13 protein-coding genes are annotated in these 16,123 nt (G+C 36.0%); 10 read left to right on the forward strand and 3 right to left on the reverse strand.

Annotation, left to right across the window (positions count from 1 at the left end; translation table 11 throughout):
- Positions 1 to 266: 266 nt before the first annotated feature.
- The 4 genes from FLAPXU55_RS16955 to FLAPXU55_RS16970 all read left to right on the forward strand — a co-directional run bounded on the left by FLAPXU55_RS16955 (position 267) and on the right by FLAPXU55_RS16970 (position 5,612).
- On the forward strand, positions 267 to 968 hold the full coding sequence (locus FLAPXU55_RS16955; protein ID WP_180859647.1) for an SIR2 family NAD-dependent protein deacylase: 702 nt from the start codon (positions 267 to 269) through the stop codon (positions 966 to 968).
- A complete protein-coding gene (locus FLAPXU55_RS16960; RefSeq protein ID WP_180859649.1) occupies positions 965 to 1,657 on the forward strand; it encodes a sterol desaturase family protein in 693 nt (230 codons plus the stop codon). The genes FLAPXU55_RS16955 and FLAPXU55_RS16960 overlap by 4 nt, the downstream gene beginning before the upstream one ends.
- An 89-nt stretch (positions 1,658 to 1,746) precedes the next feature.
- Entirely contained in the window at positions 1,747 to 3,093 is a 1,347-nt protein-coding gene (gene purB / locus FLAPXU55_RS16965) for an adenylosuccinate lyase (protein WP_053473777.1), read from the forward strand.
- Positions 3,094 to 3,377: 284 nt separating this feature from the next.
- Entirely contained in the window at positions 3,378 to 5,612 is a 2,235-nt protein-coding gene (locus FLAPXU55_RS16970; RefSeq protein ID WP_180859670.1) for a cation:proton antiporter domain-containing protein, read from the forward strand.
- Positions 5,613 to 5,867: 255 nt separating this feature from the next.
- Here FLAPXU55_RS16970 and FLAPXU55_RS16975 read toward each other — a convergent pair whose 3' ends face one another.
- A complete protein-coding gene (locus tag FLAPXU55_RS16975; RefSeq protein WP_053473776.1) occupies positions 5,868 to 6,506 on the reverse strand; it encodes a peroxiredoxin in 639 nt (212 codons plus the stop codon).
- 342 nt (positions 6,507 to 6,848) lie between these two features.
- The gene (locus FLAPXU55_RS16980; protein ID WP_317169656.1) at positions 6,849 to 7,778 is read right to left on the reverse strand and encodes an AEC family transporter; all 930 of its coding nucleotides are present in this window, start codon (positions 7,776 to 7,778) and stop codon (positions 6,849 to 6,851) included.
- 734 nt (positions 7,779 to 8,512) lie between these two features.
- On the opposite strand from FLAPXU55_RS16980, the gene FLAPXU55_RS16985 reads away from it, so the two are divergent.
- Together FLAPXU55_RS16985 and FLAPXU55_RS16990 are read left to right on the forward strand one after the other, a co-directional pair.
- Positions 8,513 to 8,920 carry an RrF2 family transcriptional regulator gene (locus FLAPXU55_RS16985; RefSeq protein WP_056201713.1) on the forward strand — a complete coding sequence of 136 codons (408 nt, stop codon included), beginning with the start codon at positions 8,513 to 8,515 and terminating at the stop codon, positions 8,918 to 8,920.
- Between the two features lie 57 nt (positions 8,921 to 8,977).
- The gene (locus tag FLAPXU55_RS16990) at positions 8,978 to 9,619 is read left to right on the forward strand and encodes an NAD(P)-dependent oxidoreductase (RefSeq protein WP_180859651.1); all 642 of its coding nucleotides are present in this window, start codon (positions 8,978 to 8,980) and stop codon (positions 9,617 to 9,619) included.
- Between the two features lie 463 nt (positions 9,620 to 10,082).
- Here FLAPXU55_RS16990 and FLAPXU55_RS16995 read toward each other — a convergent pair whose 3' ends face one another.
- Positions 10,083 to 10,439 (reverse strand): hypothetical protein, encoded by a 357-nt coding sequence (locus tag FLAPXU55_RS16995; protein WP_180859653.1) that lies wholly within the window; start codon positions 10,437 to 10,439, stop codon positions 10,083 to 10,085.
- A gap of 99 nt (positions 10,440 to 10,538) precedes the next feature.
- Here FLAPXU55_RS16995 and FLAPXU55_RS17000 point away from each other — a divergent pair, with 99 nt between their 5' ends.
- The 4 genes from FLAPXU55_RS17000 (at position 10,539) to FLAPXU55_RS17015 (ending at position 15,982) form a co-directional block, all read left to right on the forward strand.
- Complete coding sequence (locus tag FLAPXU55_RS17000) at positions 10,539 to 10,739, forward strand: hypothetical protein (RefSeq protein WP_180859655.1); 201 nt, start codon at positions 10,539 to 10,541, stop codon at positions 10,737 to 10,739.
- A 48-nt stretch (positions 10,740 to 10,787) separates the two neighbouring features.
- On the forward strand, positions 10,788 to 11,021 hold the full coding sequence (locus FLAPXU55_RS17005; protein ID WP_235992088.1) for a hypothetical protein: 234 nt from the start codon (positions 10,788 to 10,790) through the stop codon (positions 11,019 to 11,021).
- Between the two features lie 306 nt (positions 11,022 to 11,327).
- Entirely contained in the window at positions 11,328 to 14,468 is a 3,141-nt protein-coding gene (locus FLAPXU55_RS17010) for a hypothetical protein (protein ID WP_180859657.1), read from the forward strand.
- 209 nt (positions 14,469 to 14,677) lie between these two features.
- On the forward strand, positions 14,678 to 15,982 hold the full coding sequence (locus tag FLAPXU55_RS17015; RefSeq protein WP_180859659.1) for a peroxiredoxin family protein: 1,305 nt from the start codon (positions 14,678 to 14,680) through the stop codon (positions 15,980 to 15,982).
- Positions 15,983 to 16,123: the final 141 nt, after the last annotated feature.

Raw genomic sequence — 16,123 nt, forward strand, 5'->3', positions numbered from 1 at the left:
GACGGCACAAAGCATACATTTTTAACTGGCTCACAAAAATCATTATTTTCAACTACTAAAAGAAACGTGCCGTTAGGCACATAATATCGGTAGATATTTAGAATTCGGTATTCGTTGGCGTGCCGTAGGTACGCAACATAACAATAACTGTTGCGTACCTACGGCACGCCAAATTAATTCAACTCTTGTTTCTACCGATATTTAGTGCCTGACGGCACACTCAATATTGGCATAAATTGCTATTTTTATCTTTTAATAAATTTCAAATGAAAAAGAAACTTGTTGTTTTAACCGGCGCCGGAATTAGTGCCGAAAGCGGTATTAAAATCTTTCGTGACAGCGATGGTTTATGGGAAGGTCACGACGTTATGGAAGTTGCAACTCCCGAAGGCTGGAATAAAAATCAGGAATTGGTTCTCGATTTTTACAATAAAAGACGCCAGCAGCTTAAGGAGGTACAGCCCAATTTAGGACATCAAATTTTAGCCGAATTAGAAAAAGATTTCGACGTTTATATCATTACCCAAAATGTTGACGATTTACATGAACGTGCCGGAAGTACCAAAGTTTTACATTTGCATGGAGAATTATTAAAAGTGAGAAGTGTTAGAAATCGAAATTTAATTTTAGACTGGACAGCCGATTTACTGACGGGTGATTTAGATGAAAACGGACATCAGTTACGACCGCATATTGTGTGGTTTGGAGAAGAAGTTCCGGCACTGGAAGAAGGAATTGATATAACCGAAACAGCAGATTATTTTGCCGTAATTGGAACTTCATTACAGGTTTATCCTGCGGCAGGTTTGATTTCTTATGCTCCCAGCACAACGCCTGTTTTTTATATTGATCCAAAACCTATTTCAATTCCCAATATTCGAAATAAAGTAGAAGTGATTGCCAAAACAGCAACCGAAGGCGTTGCTGAGATGAAGACAAAACTATTTGAATTAGAAAATTTATCATGAATATTGAAACAGCATTACAGCAATTATCACAATTTAATTTTGTGACTCAGTTACTTATTTTTTCTTTAGAAAATATAAGTCTTTTATTGCTGGCGGTTTTAATTGGAAAAATAATGGAACCCGCAAATACTGTTTTGAATCCAAAAGATCGAAAATGGGTTATTTCCTGCCTGATCTGCAATATATTTATTACCGCTCTGGGTTTTGAATTGTATCAATTAGAGATCATTAAAATTGATTTTTCCCATGATCTAGTTTCTATTATTATCGATATTTTACTGCTCATCGTTTTAATGGATTTTTTCATGTTTTGCTTTCATTACCTGGCGCATACTTTAAAATGGTTTCATCCCATTCATAAACTGCATCACACTCATATTGAAACCAGTGTTTATAGTTTGTTTGTGCTTCATCCTATAGAAACTTTGGGCTTTGGTTTTATCTGGCTCATTTTGATTTCTATTTTTCAGCTCAATTATATCAGCCTTACGGTTTATTTATTTCTAAACCTGATGTACGGCATATTCGGACATCTGGAAAAAAATATTTTCCCTGCATTTTGGTACAAAAATTATTTCACCAAATGGATTTCTACGACAAAATTTCATTCGGATCATCATAAAAACCAATCCCATAATTTTGGTTTTTATTTTACTTTTTGGGATAAAATCTTCAAAACCATTATTTAAATTAAAAGTTAGGGCATAATAAAGCTTCAGTAATTTTCAGAAGTTTTAGCAATCACCTATATTTGCACCTTTCGAAAAACAACATAACAATGACTACTCTAAACGAATTGAATGCTATATCGCCAATTGACGGAAGATATAGAAATAAAACTCAAAATTTAGCACCTTTCTTTTCTGAAGAAGCTTTAATAAAATACCGTGTACTGGTTGAAATTGAATATTTCATCGCTTTATGCGAAATTCCTTTACCTCAGCTTTCTGGCGTAAATGCAGACTTATTTGACAGTTTAAGAAATATCTACAAAAATTTCTCTACAGAAGATGCGCTTTGGATTAAAGAAACAGAAAAAGTAACCAACCACGACGTAAAAGCGGTTGAATATTTTATTAAAGATGCTTTTGAAAAATTAGGATTATCTCAATACAAAGAGTTCATTCACTTCGGATTAACATCTCAGGATATCAACAATACTGCCATTCCGCTTTCTACAAAAGAAGCTTTTGAGCAGGTTTATACACCATCATTAATTGCTGTAATTTCTAAATTAAAGGAATTAAGCGTTGAATGGAAAGATATCCCAATGCTGGCACGCACACACGGACAGCCGGCTTCTCCTACTCGTTTAGGAAAAGAAATTTTGGTTTTTGTAGAGCGTTTAGAAGAGCAGATGCGTTTGTTGTTCAATATCCCGTTTGCAGCTAAATTTGGCGGTGCAACAGGAAACTTTAATGCACATCATGTGGCATATCCGCAAATTGACTGGAAAAAATTCGGAACTAATTTTGTTGAAAATGAATTAGGTTTACAACATTCTTTTCCAACAACTCAAATCGAACATTACGATCATTTTGCAGCATTTTTTGATGGTTTAAAAAGAATCAACAATATCATTATCGATTTAGATCGTGATATCTGGACGTATGTTTCAATGGATTATTTTAAACAAAAAATCAAAGCAGGCGAAATTGGTTCATCGGCAATGCCGCATAAAGTAAACCCTATTGATTTTGAAAACTCAGAAGGAAACTTAGGAATTGCCAATGCTATTTTCGAACATTTATCTGCTAAACTTCCAATTTCAAGATTACAGCGTGATTTAACAGACAGTACAGTTTTACGTAATGTTGGTGTGCCAATTGGGCATACAATTATTGCTTTTGAAGCTACGCTGAAAGGTTTGAACAAATTATTACTAAACGAAAGCAAATTTGCTGAAGATTTAGAGAAAAACTGGGCAGTTGTTGCAGAGGCTATTCAAACTATTTTACGTCGCGAAGCGTATCCAAATCCGTATGAGGCCTTAAAAGGTTTAACAAGAACTAACGAAGCTATTGATAAAAACGCAATTCATAATTTTATTGCGACTTTAGAAGTTTCTGATGCTGTTAGAGCCGAATTAATGCAGATAACACCTAGTAATTACACAGGAATTTAAAGAAAACCTAAAATATTTTGTCAAAAAAAGCTATCTTTATCGAGATAGCTTTTTTTTATTTTAACTCGGGAAGTTTTTTAGCCCAGATTACTTCACCTAACTTTTATTTTTTATAGGAGTTCAGTGAATATATTTGCAATGAAAAGCCTTTTGCGAAAAAAGCCATATTTTTTTGTAGTTGAAGAGCGACCAACGGAAGCTCCTGAAACTATTTAAAAAATAGGCGTTTTGAGTAAAAGCTTGAAATGGAAAGCTGGATTAAGCTCCTGAAAAAATACCACTTTATGATTGCCTTAAATGCCGCTGCAGAAACTACACATCATTTACAACCTTTAATTAGTGATCTGGGATTAATCCTGATGACTGCCGGAATTGCCGTACTATTATTTAAAAAAATGAAACAACCGCTGGTTTTAGGATACCTCATTGCAGGATTCCTGGCCGGAAACCACTTTGATTTTTTCCCATCAATTACAGAAATGAAAAGTGTAGAGGTTTGGGCAGAAATTGGTGTAATCATTCTTCTTTTTAGTTTAGGACTCGAATTTAGTTTTAAGAAATTAATGAAAGTTGGAGGAACAGCCTCCATTACAGCCAGTACGCAAATTATAACCATGGTTTTACTGGGGTATCTGGTAGGACGATGGATGGATTGGTCACAAATGGACAGCATTTTTTTAGGCGTAATTTTATCGATTTCATCCACAACAATCATTTTAAAAACCTTTGATGAACTGGGCGTTAAAGCGCAAAAATTTGCCGGAATCGTTATTGGCTCTTTAATTGTACAGGATATTGTAGCCATTTTAATGATGGTATTGCTCTCTACAATTGCAGTAAGCCAGCAATTTTCAGGAAGCCAGTTATTAATGTCCGTTTTAAAACTTATATTTTTCCTTACTGTTTGGTTTTTGGGCGGTATCTTTTTTATTCCCACGCTTCTTAAAAAAGCAAAACATTTACTGACAGATGAAATGCTGCTTATTATTTCTATCGCATTATGTCTTACTATGGTAATTTTTGCTTCAAATGTTGGATTTTCTCCAGCTTTAGGCGCTTTTATAATGGGATCGATAATTGCCGAAACAACACAGGCTGAACATATTGAACATTTAATAAAACCGGTTAAGGATTTATTTGGCGCAATATTTTTTGTATCTGTGGGAATGTTAATTGACCCTAAAATGTTGTATACGCATGCTGTTCCGGTAGCTATATTAACTGTCGTGACTATTTTAGGACAATCTGTAAGTTCAACAATAGGCGCATTACTGGCAGGACAGCCTCTTAAACAATCGGTGCAGACGGGAATGAGTTTGTCTCAAATTGGTGAATTCTCGTTTATTATTGCAACATTAGGAATGACATTAAATGTTACCAGTTCCTTTTTATATCCTGTTGTTGTAGCTGTTTCGGCAATAACCACTTTTACAACTCCGTTTATGGTAAAATATGCCGTGCCTTTTTCTCATTTCTTAGAACAAAAACTGCCTAAAAAATGGGTTAAAAATATCAACCGATACAGTATGAACGCGCAGGCAATAAAATCAGTCAGTATTTGGCAGAAAGTATTAAATGCCTATGTAATTCAAATTATACTGCATACCGCTATCATTACGGCAATTATTTTATTATCGTCAAAATTTGTAGCTCCTTTAGTGGCCGATACCAGATTTGGAAATACTTTGGCCGCACTTATTACGCTGGTAGTTATTGCACCATTTTTATGGGCACTTTCACTTCGTCGTATAGCTGCCGAAGAAGTCGAATTATTATGGGAAGAACGTAAATATCGAGGTGCGCTGTTAATGATGATTTTAATACGCATGAGCCTTGGTTTATTTTTTGTTGGTTTTTTATTGAATATATTCTTTTCTCCTTTGGTCGCATTCGTAGCATTGGTAATTGCTATTGGAGTTTATCAAATATTCCCTAAAAAATTAAATGAGCAGTATCACAGGATAGAAAATCATTTTTTGAAAAACCTCAACGATCGTGAAAACAAAAAAATAGACAGAAGATATGCCAATTTAATGCCGTGGGACGGTCACATGTCTATTTTTGAGATTGGGAAAGAATCAAACATTGTCGGAAAAACTTTAGAAGAACTAAGAATCAGAGAACTCATGGGAATTAATATTGCGTATATACGACGCGGTGAAGTTACAATTCCAATTCCTTCAAAAAATGAACGCCTGTTTCCCGGTGATGAAATTTCTGTAATTGGTACCGATGCCCAAATTACCGAGTTCACGAAATACCTGACTCAAAATGAAAATGAAGCTCCAAAAGCAGTTGAAGAAACTGAAATTGTTTTACGTCAGTTAGAAGTTTCCCAAGAAGAATTTACACAAAAAAGCATTGGTCAATTTAGAGGAAAAACCGGAGCAATGGTCGTAGGAATTGAACGAAACGGAAATCGTATTTTAAATCCTGAATCGAGTTTACTTTTACAGCCAAATGACATTATATGGGTTGTAGGAGACAGAAGAAAGATGAGTGAGCTTCTGAGAGGCTAAGATTCTGAGATGCTAAGTTTCTAAGATTCTAAGTTTCTAAGATTCTGAGATACTAAGTTTTTTTCTTTACGAATATATCTTAAAAAAAGAATCTAAGATGCTAAGTTTCTAAGATTCTGAGATACTAAGTTTTTTTCTTTACGATATATCTTAAAAAAGGTGCTAAATTTGTAAGCCACTAAGAGTTTAACCTCTCAAAAAACTTAGAAACTTAGCACCTTAGTATCTTTAAAAAAATCTTAGCAACTTAGAAACTTATTTATTCGGCTGCGGAGTTAAACGCAGATAAGGTTTAATAGGCGTATGACCTTTTGGGAATTTTGCCGGAATATCACTGTCAGGAACAGCTGGCGTAATTACTACATCTTCACCATCTTTCCAGTTTGCCGGAGTAGCTACGCTGTAATTTGCCGTTAATTGCAAACTGTCAATTACACGAAGCAATTCGTCAAAATTTCTTCCCGTTGAAGCCGGATAAGTCAATGTTAATTTAATTTTTTTATCAGGCCCAATAACAAAAACAGAACGTACAGTAAATTTATCGCTCGCATTTGGGTGAAGCATATCATATAGATTCGCTATTTTTTTATCCTCATCGGCAATAATTGGAAAATTAACCTCTGTATTTTGAGTTTCGTTGATATCTTTAATCCACTCTTTGTGCGACTCTAAACCGTCTACACTTAAAGCAATTACCTTCGTATTTCTTTTGGTAAATTCCGGAACATAGTTCGCTACAGTTCCCAATTCAGTAGTACAAACCGGAGTAAAATCTGCCGGGTGCGAAAATAAAACGCCCCATGAATCTCCTAACCATTCATGAAAATTGATTGGTCCTTGTGTGGTTTCTGCATGAAAATCCGGAGCTATATCGCCTAATCTTAATGTTGACATAATTTATATTTTTTAGTTCCTCTAAAATTAACTAAAAAATACATTTAGAAAACACGTAAGAATTAAAAAAAAGTTAAAATTCTACATTCTCTATCTAATTACTATTTTAATTTGGTTTTAACACATAGAAACATAGCTTTTTGTAATGTTTACGGAATTATAAGTCTCTTTCTTCAACTGCAGAAATTGCTCGCAAAGTCGCAAAGACGCAAAGTTTAATAAAGAAAACTTAAAAAAGAAAAAACTTTGCGTCTTCGCGACTTTGCGAGATTAAAAAAAATTAAATCTTAGCGTCTTCGCTCCCGATAGCTATCGGGATTGCGAGATTAAAAAAATAAGCATTTAAATAAACCCCACCACAAAATACCAAATCGCAAGCGTTACAAACGAAACAGGAATCCCAAAACCAATCATCATACTGCTTAATTTTGGCTTTAAACCATAAGTCGAAGCCAGAATTGCGCCAGTAATCATGGGCGCCATGGCGATTTCTATAATCGTAATTTTTATAGCTTCAGAATGCTGGTTAAAAACAAAAACATAAAAAATAAAAATAATAAGCGGCGTTACAATAAGACGGAAGAAAAGTCCCAGACGAAGAAATTTCCAATGTTTGCTGTTTCGATCAAAAGTCAATTGCAATCCAACCGAAAACAAAGCCAAAGGCGTAACCAAACTTCCCAGTTTTAATAAAAAAGGCTGAATATTCGAATCTAAATCATAATCAAAAACGTTCAGCAAACACGCCGCGACGAAGGTAATAAACGGAGGAAACAAAAGAATCTTCTTTGCAATACTTTTAAAATCCGGGCTTCCTTTAGAATAAAAAGCCGCCACAAAAACACCCAAAGTCGAAACCACCACAAAAGTTCCCGGCTGATCTACCAATACTGCCGTTTCTAAACCCTTTTTTCCAAACAAAGCCTCAACAATAGGATATCCCAAAAACGATGAGTTGCTTAGTCCCGCAGTCAGGATCAAACAGCCTATCAATTTATTTGACCAGCCCAGTCGTCGTCCTAAAAAATGAAAAAACACAAAAGCCAGGAAAAAACTAATCCACCCCGCTCCTATTGGGAACAATAATTCGTTGCTCCATTTTATCTTCGGAATATGATATAAAGTTATCGCCGGAAGGCAGACATAAATAACAATTTTATTAATCGTTTTATAAATAGGAGTTGGAAACCGCTTTACATGCTGCAAAAGCAATCCTAAAAATAAAAAGAAGAATATTATAATAAAGTTGTTCATATCAAGGGTTAGTGACAAAAATAGGAATTTATAAATTGATGTATAAAACTTATTACACCTAATTAAAATTAACCTCGCAAAGACGCAATGGCTTTGTCATTTCGACGAAGGAGAAATCTGCGCAAGTAGCTCGACAAAGATTGGCGATTTAGTTTGCGGAGTTACTTACGCAGATCCCTCGTTCCTCGGGATGACAAGATTGGGTAAAGATTGCGTAACCGCACAGTTTGTCATCCTGAGCGAAGTCGAAGGACACGCAAGTAGCTCGACAAAGATTGGCGATTTAGTTTGCGGAGTTACTTACGCAGATCCCTCGTTCCTCGGGATGACAAGATTGGGCAGAAACGAGAGTTTGTCATTTCGACCGAAGGGAGACTCGAGCGATAGCGAACAGGCGAAGCAAATCTCCGCAAGTAACTCCGCAATAATTATCCAATCTTTGTAGAGCTTCTCACGAAGGTTTCTCCCTTCGGTCGAAATGACAATATTATGTTTAAACTTTACGTCTTGGAGAGAGATTTATTCGCCATAGCATTATAGGATTCCCTTTTAACTTAATAACATTAAGCTTCGAAACTATGTGTGAGAAACTAGTTTCTTTCCATCCTCTCTTTCAGCTAAAAAAATCTATGTCTCTATGTGTTTAAAAAAAAATACACATCCCTACAAAAAAACAAACAAAATTAATTTTTAGTTAAAATTTGTTTTCTTATAATAAAACTCACTACATTTGTAACATATTTTATTACAGTATGCTTTCAGGTAAATTTGCCATAACGATTCACATTCTTACTTTGCTCAATAAATTCCCCAATGATTATTTATCATCAGAATATATTGCAGGAAGCATTAACCTGAATCCCGTTTTGGTTCGAAAAGAAATTGCAAACCTCAAAGCGCATCATATTGTAGAAAGTAAAGAAGGAAAAAACGGAGGCACAAAACTCGCCGTTGATTCATCAAAACTGACATTAAAAGAAATTTTTGAAATGACTTTTGAAACCATCAATCTCGGTTATGCTAAAAATCAGCCCAATCCGGATTGTCCTGTTGGAAAAAAAATCAATCAAAATCTGGATGCGTTGTATGCAGATATGAATCAAAAAGTAAGCGCACAATTGCAGGGAATTTCTTTAGAAGATTTTTCGAACCAGTTTTAAAGCTATTTTTTTATACTAAACTGTAACATTTTTTATTACTAAATAAATTTATATATTATGAAAATCGCAATTATTGGAGCAACAGGATTTGTAGGCTCAGCAATTTTAAATGAATTAGCAGGCAGAAATCACGACATTACGGCCATTGCAAGAAACCCAAAAGACACCGCTGGCATTAACTGGAAAAGTGCTGATATTTTTAATGTAGATGAATTGGCAGCAATTTTAAAAGGAAACGACGCTGTTATAAATGCTTATAATTCAGGATGGACAAACCCTAATATTTACGATGATTTTATTGCAGGATCAAAAGCAATTCAGGAAGCGGTAAAAAAATCGGGTGTAAAACGTTATATCACCATTGGCGGTGCAGGAAGTTTATTTGTCGCTCCGGGTTTACAAGCCGTGGATACACCGGATTTTCCAAAAGAATTTTATGCCGGAGCCACTGCAGCAAGAGATTATTTAAATATCTTAAAAGAAGAAAAAGAATTAGACTGGGCATTTTTTAGTCCCGCTTTCGAAATGCACCAGGGCATTACAACCGGAAAAACAGGAAAATACCGTTTAGGATTAGAAAATCCGGTTTTTAACGACGAACAAAGAAGTATTTTATCTGTAGAAGATTTAGCAGTCGTTATTGCTGATGAAACCGAAACACCAAAACACCATCAGGTTCGATTTACTGCGGCGTATTAATTTTTAAACTTTAACAAATATCGGCACGCATAGTCCGTTTTTTTGTCACCCTGAGCGAAGTCGAAGGGCGCAAAGTAATTCCACAATAAAACTCAAACCCGACAGTCCCGATGCATCGGGACTGTCGGGTCTCTTTGTGTTAAAATGGTGTGGTTATACAATCTTTACCCACAATCTTGTCATCCCGAGGAACGAGGGATCTGCGCAAGAAGCTCCGTAAAGCATATCGCCAATCTTTGTCGAAATACTAGTGCGATTTCTCCCTTCGGTCGAAATGACAAAGCTAATGCGCAAAGACAAACTGTACGGTTACCCAATCCTGTCACCCTGAGCGAAGTCGAAGGGCGCAAAGTAATTCCACAATAAAACTCAGACCCGAGAGTCCCGATACATCGGGACTCTCGGGTCTCTTTTCGTTAAAACGGTACAGCTATCTTTGTAATCCTGAGCAAAGCACATAAAACTACTCCCCTTTCAGTTCATTTAATTCCTTATTAAGCCATTCAATTTTTTCATCTTTAAGCTCAATAATTTCGAGTCTTGCTTCGGCTAATTCTTTATAATTTATATTTGTTTCAATACTGTTATTTTTTAACATAGATCCTTCACCTGTTAAAAGCCAGTTTGCATCAATGTCTTTATATTTTATCAGTAAATTTTGTATAGGTACCATTCCTGCATTGGTTCTTTTTTTACTGATTTCTGTAAAAAGAGAGGTGCTGATATTCAATTCATTAGCAAATTCTCTAGAATTTTTGATAATTTTTTTAGCTTTTAAATATTCGTAAACATCTAGAAATCTGGAAGTTGCATCGTTCATTTCGAAAAAATTACAGATTATTGTACTTTTGTAAGGTTTTTATGCAGAATTCTGCATATATTTGCATATTATTTAGCGTTCAAAGATAAAACTTTTGTTATGACAATCGAACAAATTAAGGAAAAAACCCTATACGGTGATTACACTTTGCTTGGTCAGGTTATGGGTATAAATGCCCCTGCGGCAAAAATGAGATTTTTTAGAGGAGATGAAATTGCAAAAAAAGCCCTGCTTAAAATCATTGCAAATCGAGAGGCTTTAATTAAAGAATTTCAAAACAGAACAAATAAGGCGATATAGACTAATTTTTCAAGTACTTCAGCCAGAGTAAATTAAGATCATTAACAAATGAAAACAAGTACGACAATGGATAAAAGTAAAACAAAAGTTTACAACTCCTACGATGCAAATATTTTGGAAGCCTTGTTTGTAAAATACGGGTTATCAAAATATTACATACGCCAATGTGTAAACGGAACCGTACATGGAATAACGCCTGACTGCATTAAAAAAGATTATGAAACAATGCAAAAAGCCTATAAAGACGTTATTATGAATCTTATTCAGACAACACTTAAATAATCAAACCAATATAACAGAAAACCCAAAAAGTTATTACACTCCCTTATCAGCCTTAAAGCCCTAAGTTTTATAAGCAGATTATACTATATATGTCTTTTTAAATTAATAAACAGACAGACTTTTCATCACTATAAGCCATATTGAATACCATCAATAGCGCCTATTTTTTTTACAAAATACCACGAATACCACAAAAATATATACGCATATCCCAAAAGGATATCGACCAGGCATGTCTTTTAGTTTCTTGTTCTGAGGGATAATAATTAAGGTATGCCGATTTAAAATAATTAAACAATTTAAAAAATGAAAAAAAATCTATTTTGTATGTGGCTGGCATTATTGGCCATATTATTTACGGTAAACATGGAAGCCCAGATGACCATTGGGGGCAAAAAAGAGCCGGAAGCCTTTTCCGTTTTGGAACTTCTGAACAAGGGCGGACTACGACTGCCTCAAATGACAACAGCACAGCGTAACGCATTTGCTGTAAAAAATAATGATAAAGGTGAAGGCCTTACTATTTATAATATTGATACTAAATGTGTGGAATATTGGAATGCTACACGCTGGGTAAGTTTATGTGAGGGAACATCACAAACCAAAATAAGTCCGCAGCCATGTGTAAATGTAGCCGCAGACGGTACAGGATGCGACCAGACATTTACTATTGATGATGTTGACTGTCCTAACGGACCTTTTAATATTGCTATTGTAGCAGGGTCTGAATACGCAGTATTAAACGATGTAGATAATACAAACGGAAAATTTAAAATCGACTTTTTTCCAAACGAATCTGTAAACATTCATACCGTATTAGTGCGCGTAACAAGCACTTGTACCAGTTTGTTTAAAGAATTTTTATTCTCTCAAAATGGAGTAGACTGTACTTCTATGCCGTATACTGCGCCAACAATAACAGCATCTGCAACGACCATATGTATCGGAGGTGCGGTGTATTTATCTGTTCCTGCCAATACACCAAACCTTGATAAATTAATCTGGACCCGTAATGGTGTTGAAGTGGCGCGTGGTGTAAACTACTATATCGCTACACAAAAAGGGGAATATAATATCTCTATGGGAGCTGTTGGCTGTAACAAAAACGATTCAAACAAACGTACCATTACAGAATCCGGTACTGCAACACCAGTTACTCTTTCTGTAATAGCATCTAACAATGGCGAAATTTGCGGTACAAACAAAGTTACACTTACTGCATCAGGAAACAGCAGCGGTACGATTGTGTGGTTTCATAACGGAGTACAAGAACAATCTGGCCCATCAATAGACCTAAGCAGTGATACCAGTATAGGTGAATGGTTTGCAGCAGTAAAAGACGGAAGCTGTTACTCTAAGCAATCTAACAGTATTCAGGTTAAAAAAACTGCAGCTGGCGGACAGATAACTATTGATGATGCTGATGTACTGGTAAATGGAAAACCGTTAAGCAGTTTTACATCATTCTGTGCTGGGGGAAGTTTAAATTTCAGCATTGCTAATAAACAAAATGGTATTACTTATACATGGTACAATGGAAATGATCCTATAACAACTAACCCATTTATAGTGCCAGGTAATCAAAGTACAATGTCACTTCGTATGATTGCTACTGACAACAGCGATTCAAAATGTCCTGCAGAAACACATGTACTAGAAAAAAATATTACCAGCGGAAACACTCCCGGACAGCCAAGTATTACTGGTAAAACAGTACTTTGCGACGGCAGTACAGATTTAACAATTGTACCGGAAACAACAGGTACTTATACTTATACATGGTATAAGGATAATGTAAAAATTAGTGAGGCTCAAACCATCACGGTTTCAGAAGGTGGAACATACAATGCAACTGTAACAAATGCAACAGGCTGTACCAGTACAATGGCAGTAAAAAATGTATCATCGACTGTTTCAAGCCAGCCGGTAATTACATGGCTTTCTAATCCTGCTAGCGCTAATTTTGGCGGGAAAGTATACATGGAAGCATCCAGCACGCCTGCCGCCACATCTTACACATGGGCGGCTGACAATGGTGCAGTAATTACGGGTTCTGGAGCAAGTGTATCTGTACAGCTTCCTGCAAGCGGAATAGATGGACTAAAAGTAAAAGTTACAGTAACAGCTAAAAACGATTGTGGAGAAATCTCAAAGGATCATTTAATCACAGTAAATACTGATTGCCCTACACCTGAAGTTACTGCATCTAATACGGTTCAAACTACCACAACAAATTCTGCAGTAACATTATCAGCATCAGTAACTGCAGCAACAGCAGTTCAGGCTGCATATAAATGGTATAGCAATACTACCAATAGTAATTCAGGAGGTACTGAAATCCCTGGTGCTACTACAGCATCCTATACATACACTCCTTCGCAAGCAGGAACCTACTATTTTTACTGCGAAGTAACAAATGGCTGTACGGGTAATCCAAAAGGAAATTCTCCAGCATTTACAGTTACGGCAAGTAAAGACCCAAGTACGATTAATCCCGGAAGCGGAAGTTTAAGCGGAAGAACTTGTTTTGATATAGCGCAAACTGAAGGTGGTGATACTTGTGGACCATTGTCATCACGCTTACCGCAACAAGCAGATTTTACTACAGTTATAAATACACAACAATATACATTTACACCGCAGGGCACCATAAGTAATCTTCATTTTCAATATGTAGAAAAATCAGGATATGCTAATCAAATTGTGAGCAAATTTGAACCTAACGGCAACACCGTAACGGTAACATACAATACTAATTTAAGCGGCGCGCAGGGTACGGCTCTAGGTAAAACAAGTACAGACCCGCTTTATGTAACTATCTATGCCATATTTAATGATGGAACAGGTGCAGAAGTAGCTGTAAAACTAAAAGCAGAAATAAAAGACTGTATGTGCTGCGGTGCAAAAATTAGCGCTACAGAGTGGAGAGCATTTAAGTGTCATAACATGGGTGTTGACGAATCTTTAAACCCTTTTAGTGCCGATGCAAGATTGACAGGAAATTATTATTACTGGGGCACCCTATTACCTTATAATGCTGGTGGCAAAGCTAATACAACTTCTTGGGCAGATAACGTTAAAACCGCAAGTGACCCTTGTCCTCCGGGCTATAGAGTACCAACCAGAGCAGAATGGCAGGGAGTAGTTAGTAATAATGTTACTACAAAAGTATATGGCTCTTTTGCGTTTAACCAAGGAACAGTAGTTATTGGACCTGCATTACCCCTTCCTGTTTCATCATATGTCCCAGTAGGAGTAGGACAGACTCCACTGGCTCTAGCACAGTTTTCGTACCAATCTACAACAGTATATAGCGCCAATTCTAATTTTTACTATTTGTATGGCTCATCTTCTACAACTTTTAATCCAAATGCTTATGCTGGTAGAAGCTACGCCTTTCCAGTACGCTGTATTCAAAAAGCACAAGGTGAAGGGGGACAGCCTTAATGGTTTTTAAAATAAACTTAAATCCTGAAGGCAGTTTGCTTTCAGGATTAACATAAATAGGTTTACTGGTAACTTGTTTAGTGATAAGCAAGTATCAGAGATTACCAAAAAGCCCGCAGCGCTTTTCATTTCCTGTCATAAACAGAAATGAGAGGCGTTTCGGTGTTTTACGAAATGAAATAAATAGATAAAATAAATGAAATAAAAATATGAAAAATATACTTTTAAAAAGCTTTGCTTTTTTTAGCATACTCACATCTTTGCAGTCACAAACCATAAACGTGCATCTTTCACATTATGCAGGAAAACAGTATCTATATATGTTTGAAAAAGGCAGTAAAAAAGATACCATCGTCACAGGTAAACTAGACACAGAAGGTAAAACAGTACTTACTATTCCCGCAGCCAAAAAAGGTTATACCGGTATCTCTCATTTTGTCCTTACAGAGGGCGGAGGAATGGATTTTATTGTAAACAACGAGAATTTCTCTGTTTCCTGTCTTGAAGAACAGCCTAATTTTGAAAACACAAAAAACACAGGTTCTCCTGAAAATGAGTTTTTAAATCAAAAAATAAAGCAGCAAAAAGCAATTCTTGATAAAGCTGGTTTTGTGCAGTACGGTCTTAACGCTTATAAAACAGAAGATGTTTTGTATCCTGCCCTGCAAAAAGAAAACGAAAACCTGCAGCAGCAGTTTACCGCACTTAGAAACGAAACAGCAAAAAGTACTTTATATGCAGCGCGTTTTATAGAAATATACCGTTTTTTAATGGGCATAGGCAGCAGTTTTAACCAGACAGAAGAAGAAAAAGCAAAAGAGTTAAATCTTTTTGTAAAAGAAAAACTCGATATGCAGGCACTTTACAACAGTGGTTTCTGGAATGAAACCATAGAAGGCTGGGCAGATTTACAGCAAAGGATAATTAAAGATGATGCTGTTTTACTGGCAGATACAAAACAAATCCTCTCCCGCATAAAAAGCAAAGAAATCTATACTGCTTTTACAGAAAAAATCGTGACCGTGTTTACCAAAGCAGGAAAAGATGATCTGATAACAGCAATAAGTGAATATGCCGCAAAATCAGGAAAATTAGAAAAACCGAGCAAGAAATTAACAAGCGCTATTAATGCTCCGGTTGTTGGTGCAAAAGCGCCGGTATTAGAAACTCCGTCGGGCAAAAAAACAATCAATAAAAAAACCTTGTTATTCTTTTACGAATCGGGCTGTAATAACTGCGAGAATGAAATTCATCAGTTACTGGGCAATTACCAAATCGTAAAAAACAAAGGCTACGAAGTAATAAGCGTAGCCGCAGACATGACCAAAAACACCGGAGACGGACACCATCACGCTTTTCCGTGGGCAGCACAATTATGCGATTTTAAAGGTTTCGCAGGCCCAAACTTCCAAACCTACGCCATAATAGGAACCCCAACTTTTTTCACCATAGATGAAAGAGGTATAATCACAGGGAAATATGCGAGGTTAATCGATACGGGGATTCTTAATTAATGGTGAATTGTTGATTGTTAATTGTTAATTGAGTTATGATTTTTTTTGTCATTTCGACCGAAGGGAGAAATCGCACGCGGGATTCGACAAAGATTGGTTAATCACTTTGTAGAGTTACTAGTGCGATTTCTCCCTTCGGTC

It is taken from the genome of Flavobacterium panici (assembly GCF_903819335.1).
Taxonomy (GTDB): Bacteria; Bacteroidota; Bacteroidia; order Flavobacteriales; family Flavobacteriaceae; genus Flavobacterium; species Flavobacterium panici.

Bases quoted from the DNA above. Each gene is read 5' to 3' on its own strand.
- FLAPXU55_RS17005 (WP_235992088.1), top strand. From the start codon at position 10,788: ATGAAAACAAGTACGACAATGGATAAAAGTAAAACAAAAGTTTACAAC.
- FLAPXU55_RS17010 (WP_180859657.1), top strand. From the start codon at position 11,328: ATGAAAAAAAATCTATTTTGTATGTGGCTGGCATTATTGGCCATATTA.
- FLAPXU55_RS16990 (WP_180859651.1), top strand. From the start codon at position 8,978: ATGAAAATCGCAATTATTGGAGCAACAGGATTTGTAGGCTCAGCAATT.
- FLAPXU55_RS16995 (WP_180859653.1), bottom strand. From the start codon at position 10,439: ATGAACGATGCAACTTCCAGATTTCTAGATGTTTACGAATATTTAAAA.
- FLAPXU55_RS16970 (WP_180859670.1), top strand. From the start codon at position 3,378: ATGATTGCCTTAAATGCCGCTGCAGAAACTACACATCATTTACAACCT.
- FLAPXU55_RS16985 (WP_056201713.1), top strand. From the start codon at position 8,513: ATGCTTTCAGGTAAATTTGCCATAACGATTCACATTCTTACTTTGCTC.
- FLAPXU55_RS16960 (WP_180859649.1), top strand. From the start codon at position 965: ATGAATATTGAAACAGCATTACAGCAATTATCACAATTTAATTTTGTG.
- FLAPXU55_RS16955 (WP_180859647.1), top strand. From the start codon at position 267: ATGAAAAAGAAACTTGTTGTTTTAACCGGCGCCGGAATTAGTGCCGAA.
- FLAPXU55_RS16975 (WP_053473776.1), bottom strand. From the start codon at position 6,506: ATGTCAACATTAAGATTAGGCGATATAGCTCCGGATTTTCATGCAGAA.
- FLAPXU55_RS17015 (WP_180859659.1), top strand. From the start codon at position 14,678: ATGAAAAATATACTTTTAAAAAGCTTTGCTTTTTTTAGCATACTCACA.
- FLAPXU55_RS17000 (WP_180859655.1), top strand. From the start codon at position 10,539: ATGACAATCGAACAAATTAAGGAAAAAACCCTATACGGTGATTACACT.
- purB (WP_053473777.1), top strand. From the start codon at position 1,747: ATGACTACTCTAAACGAATTGAATGCTATATCGCCAATTGACGGAAGA.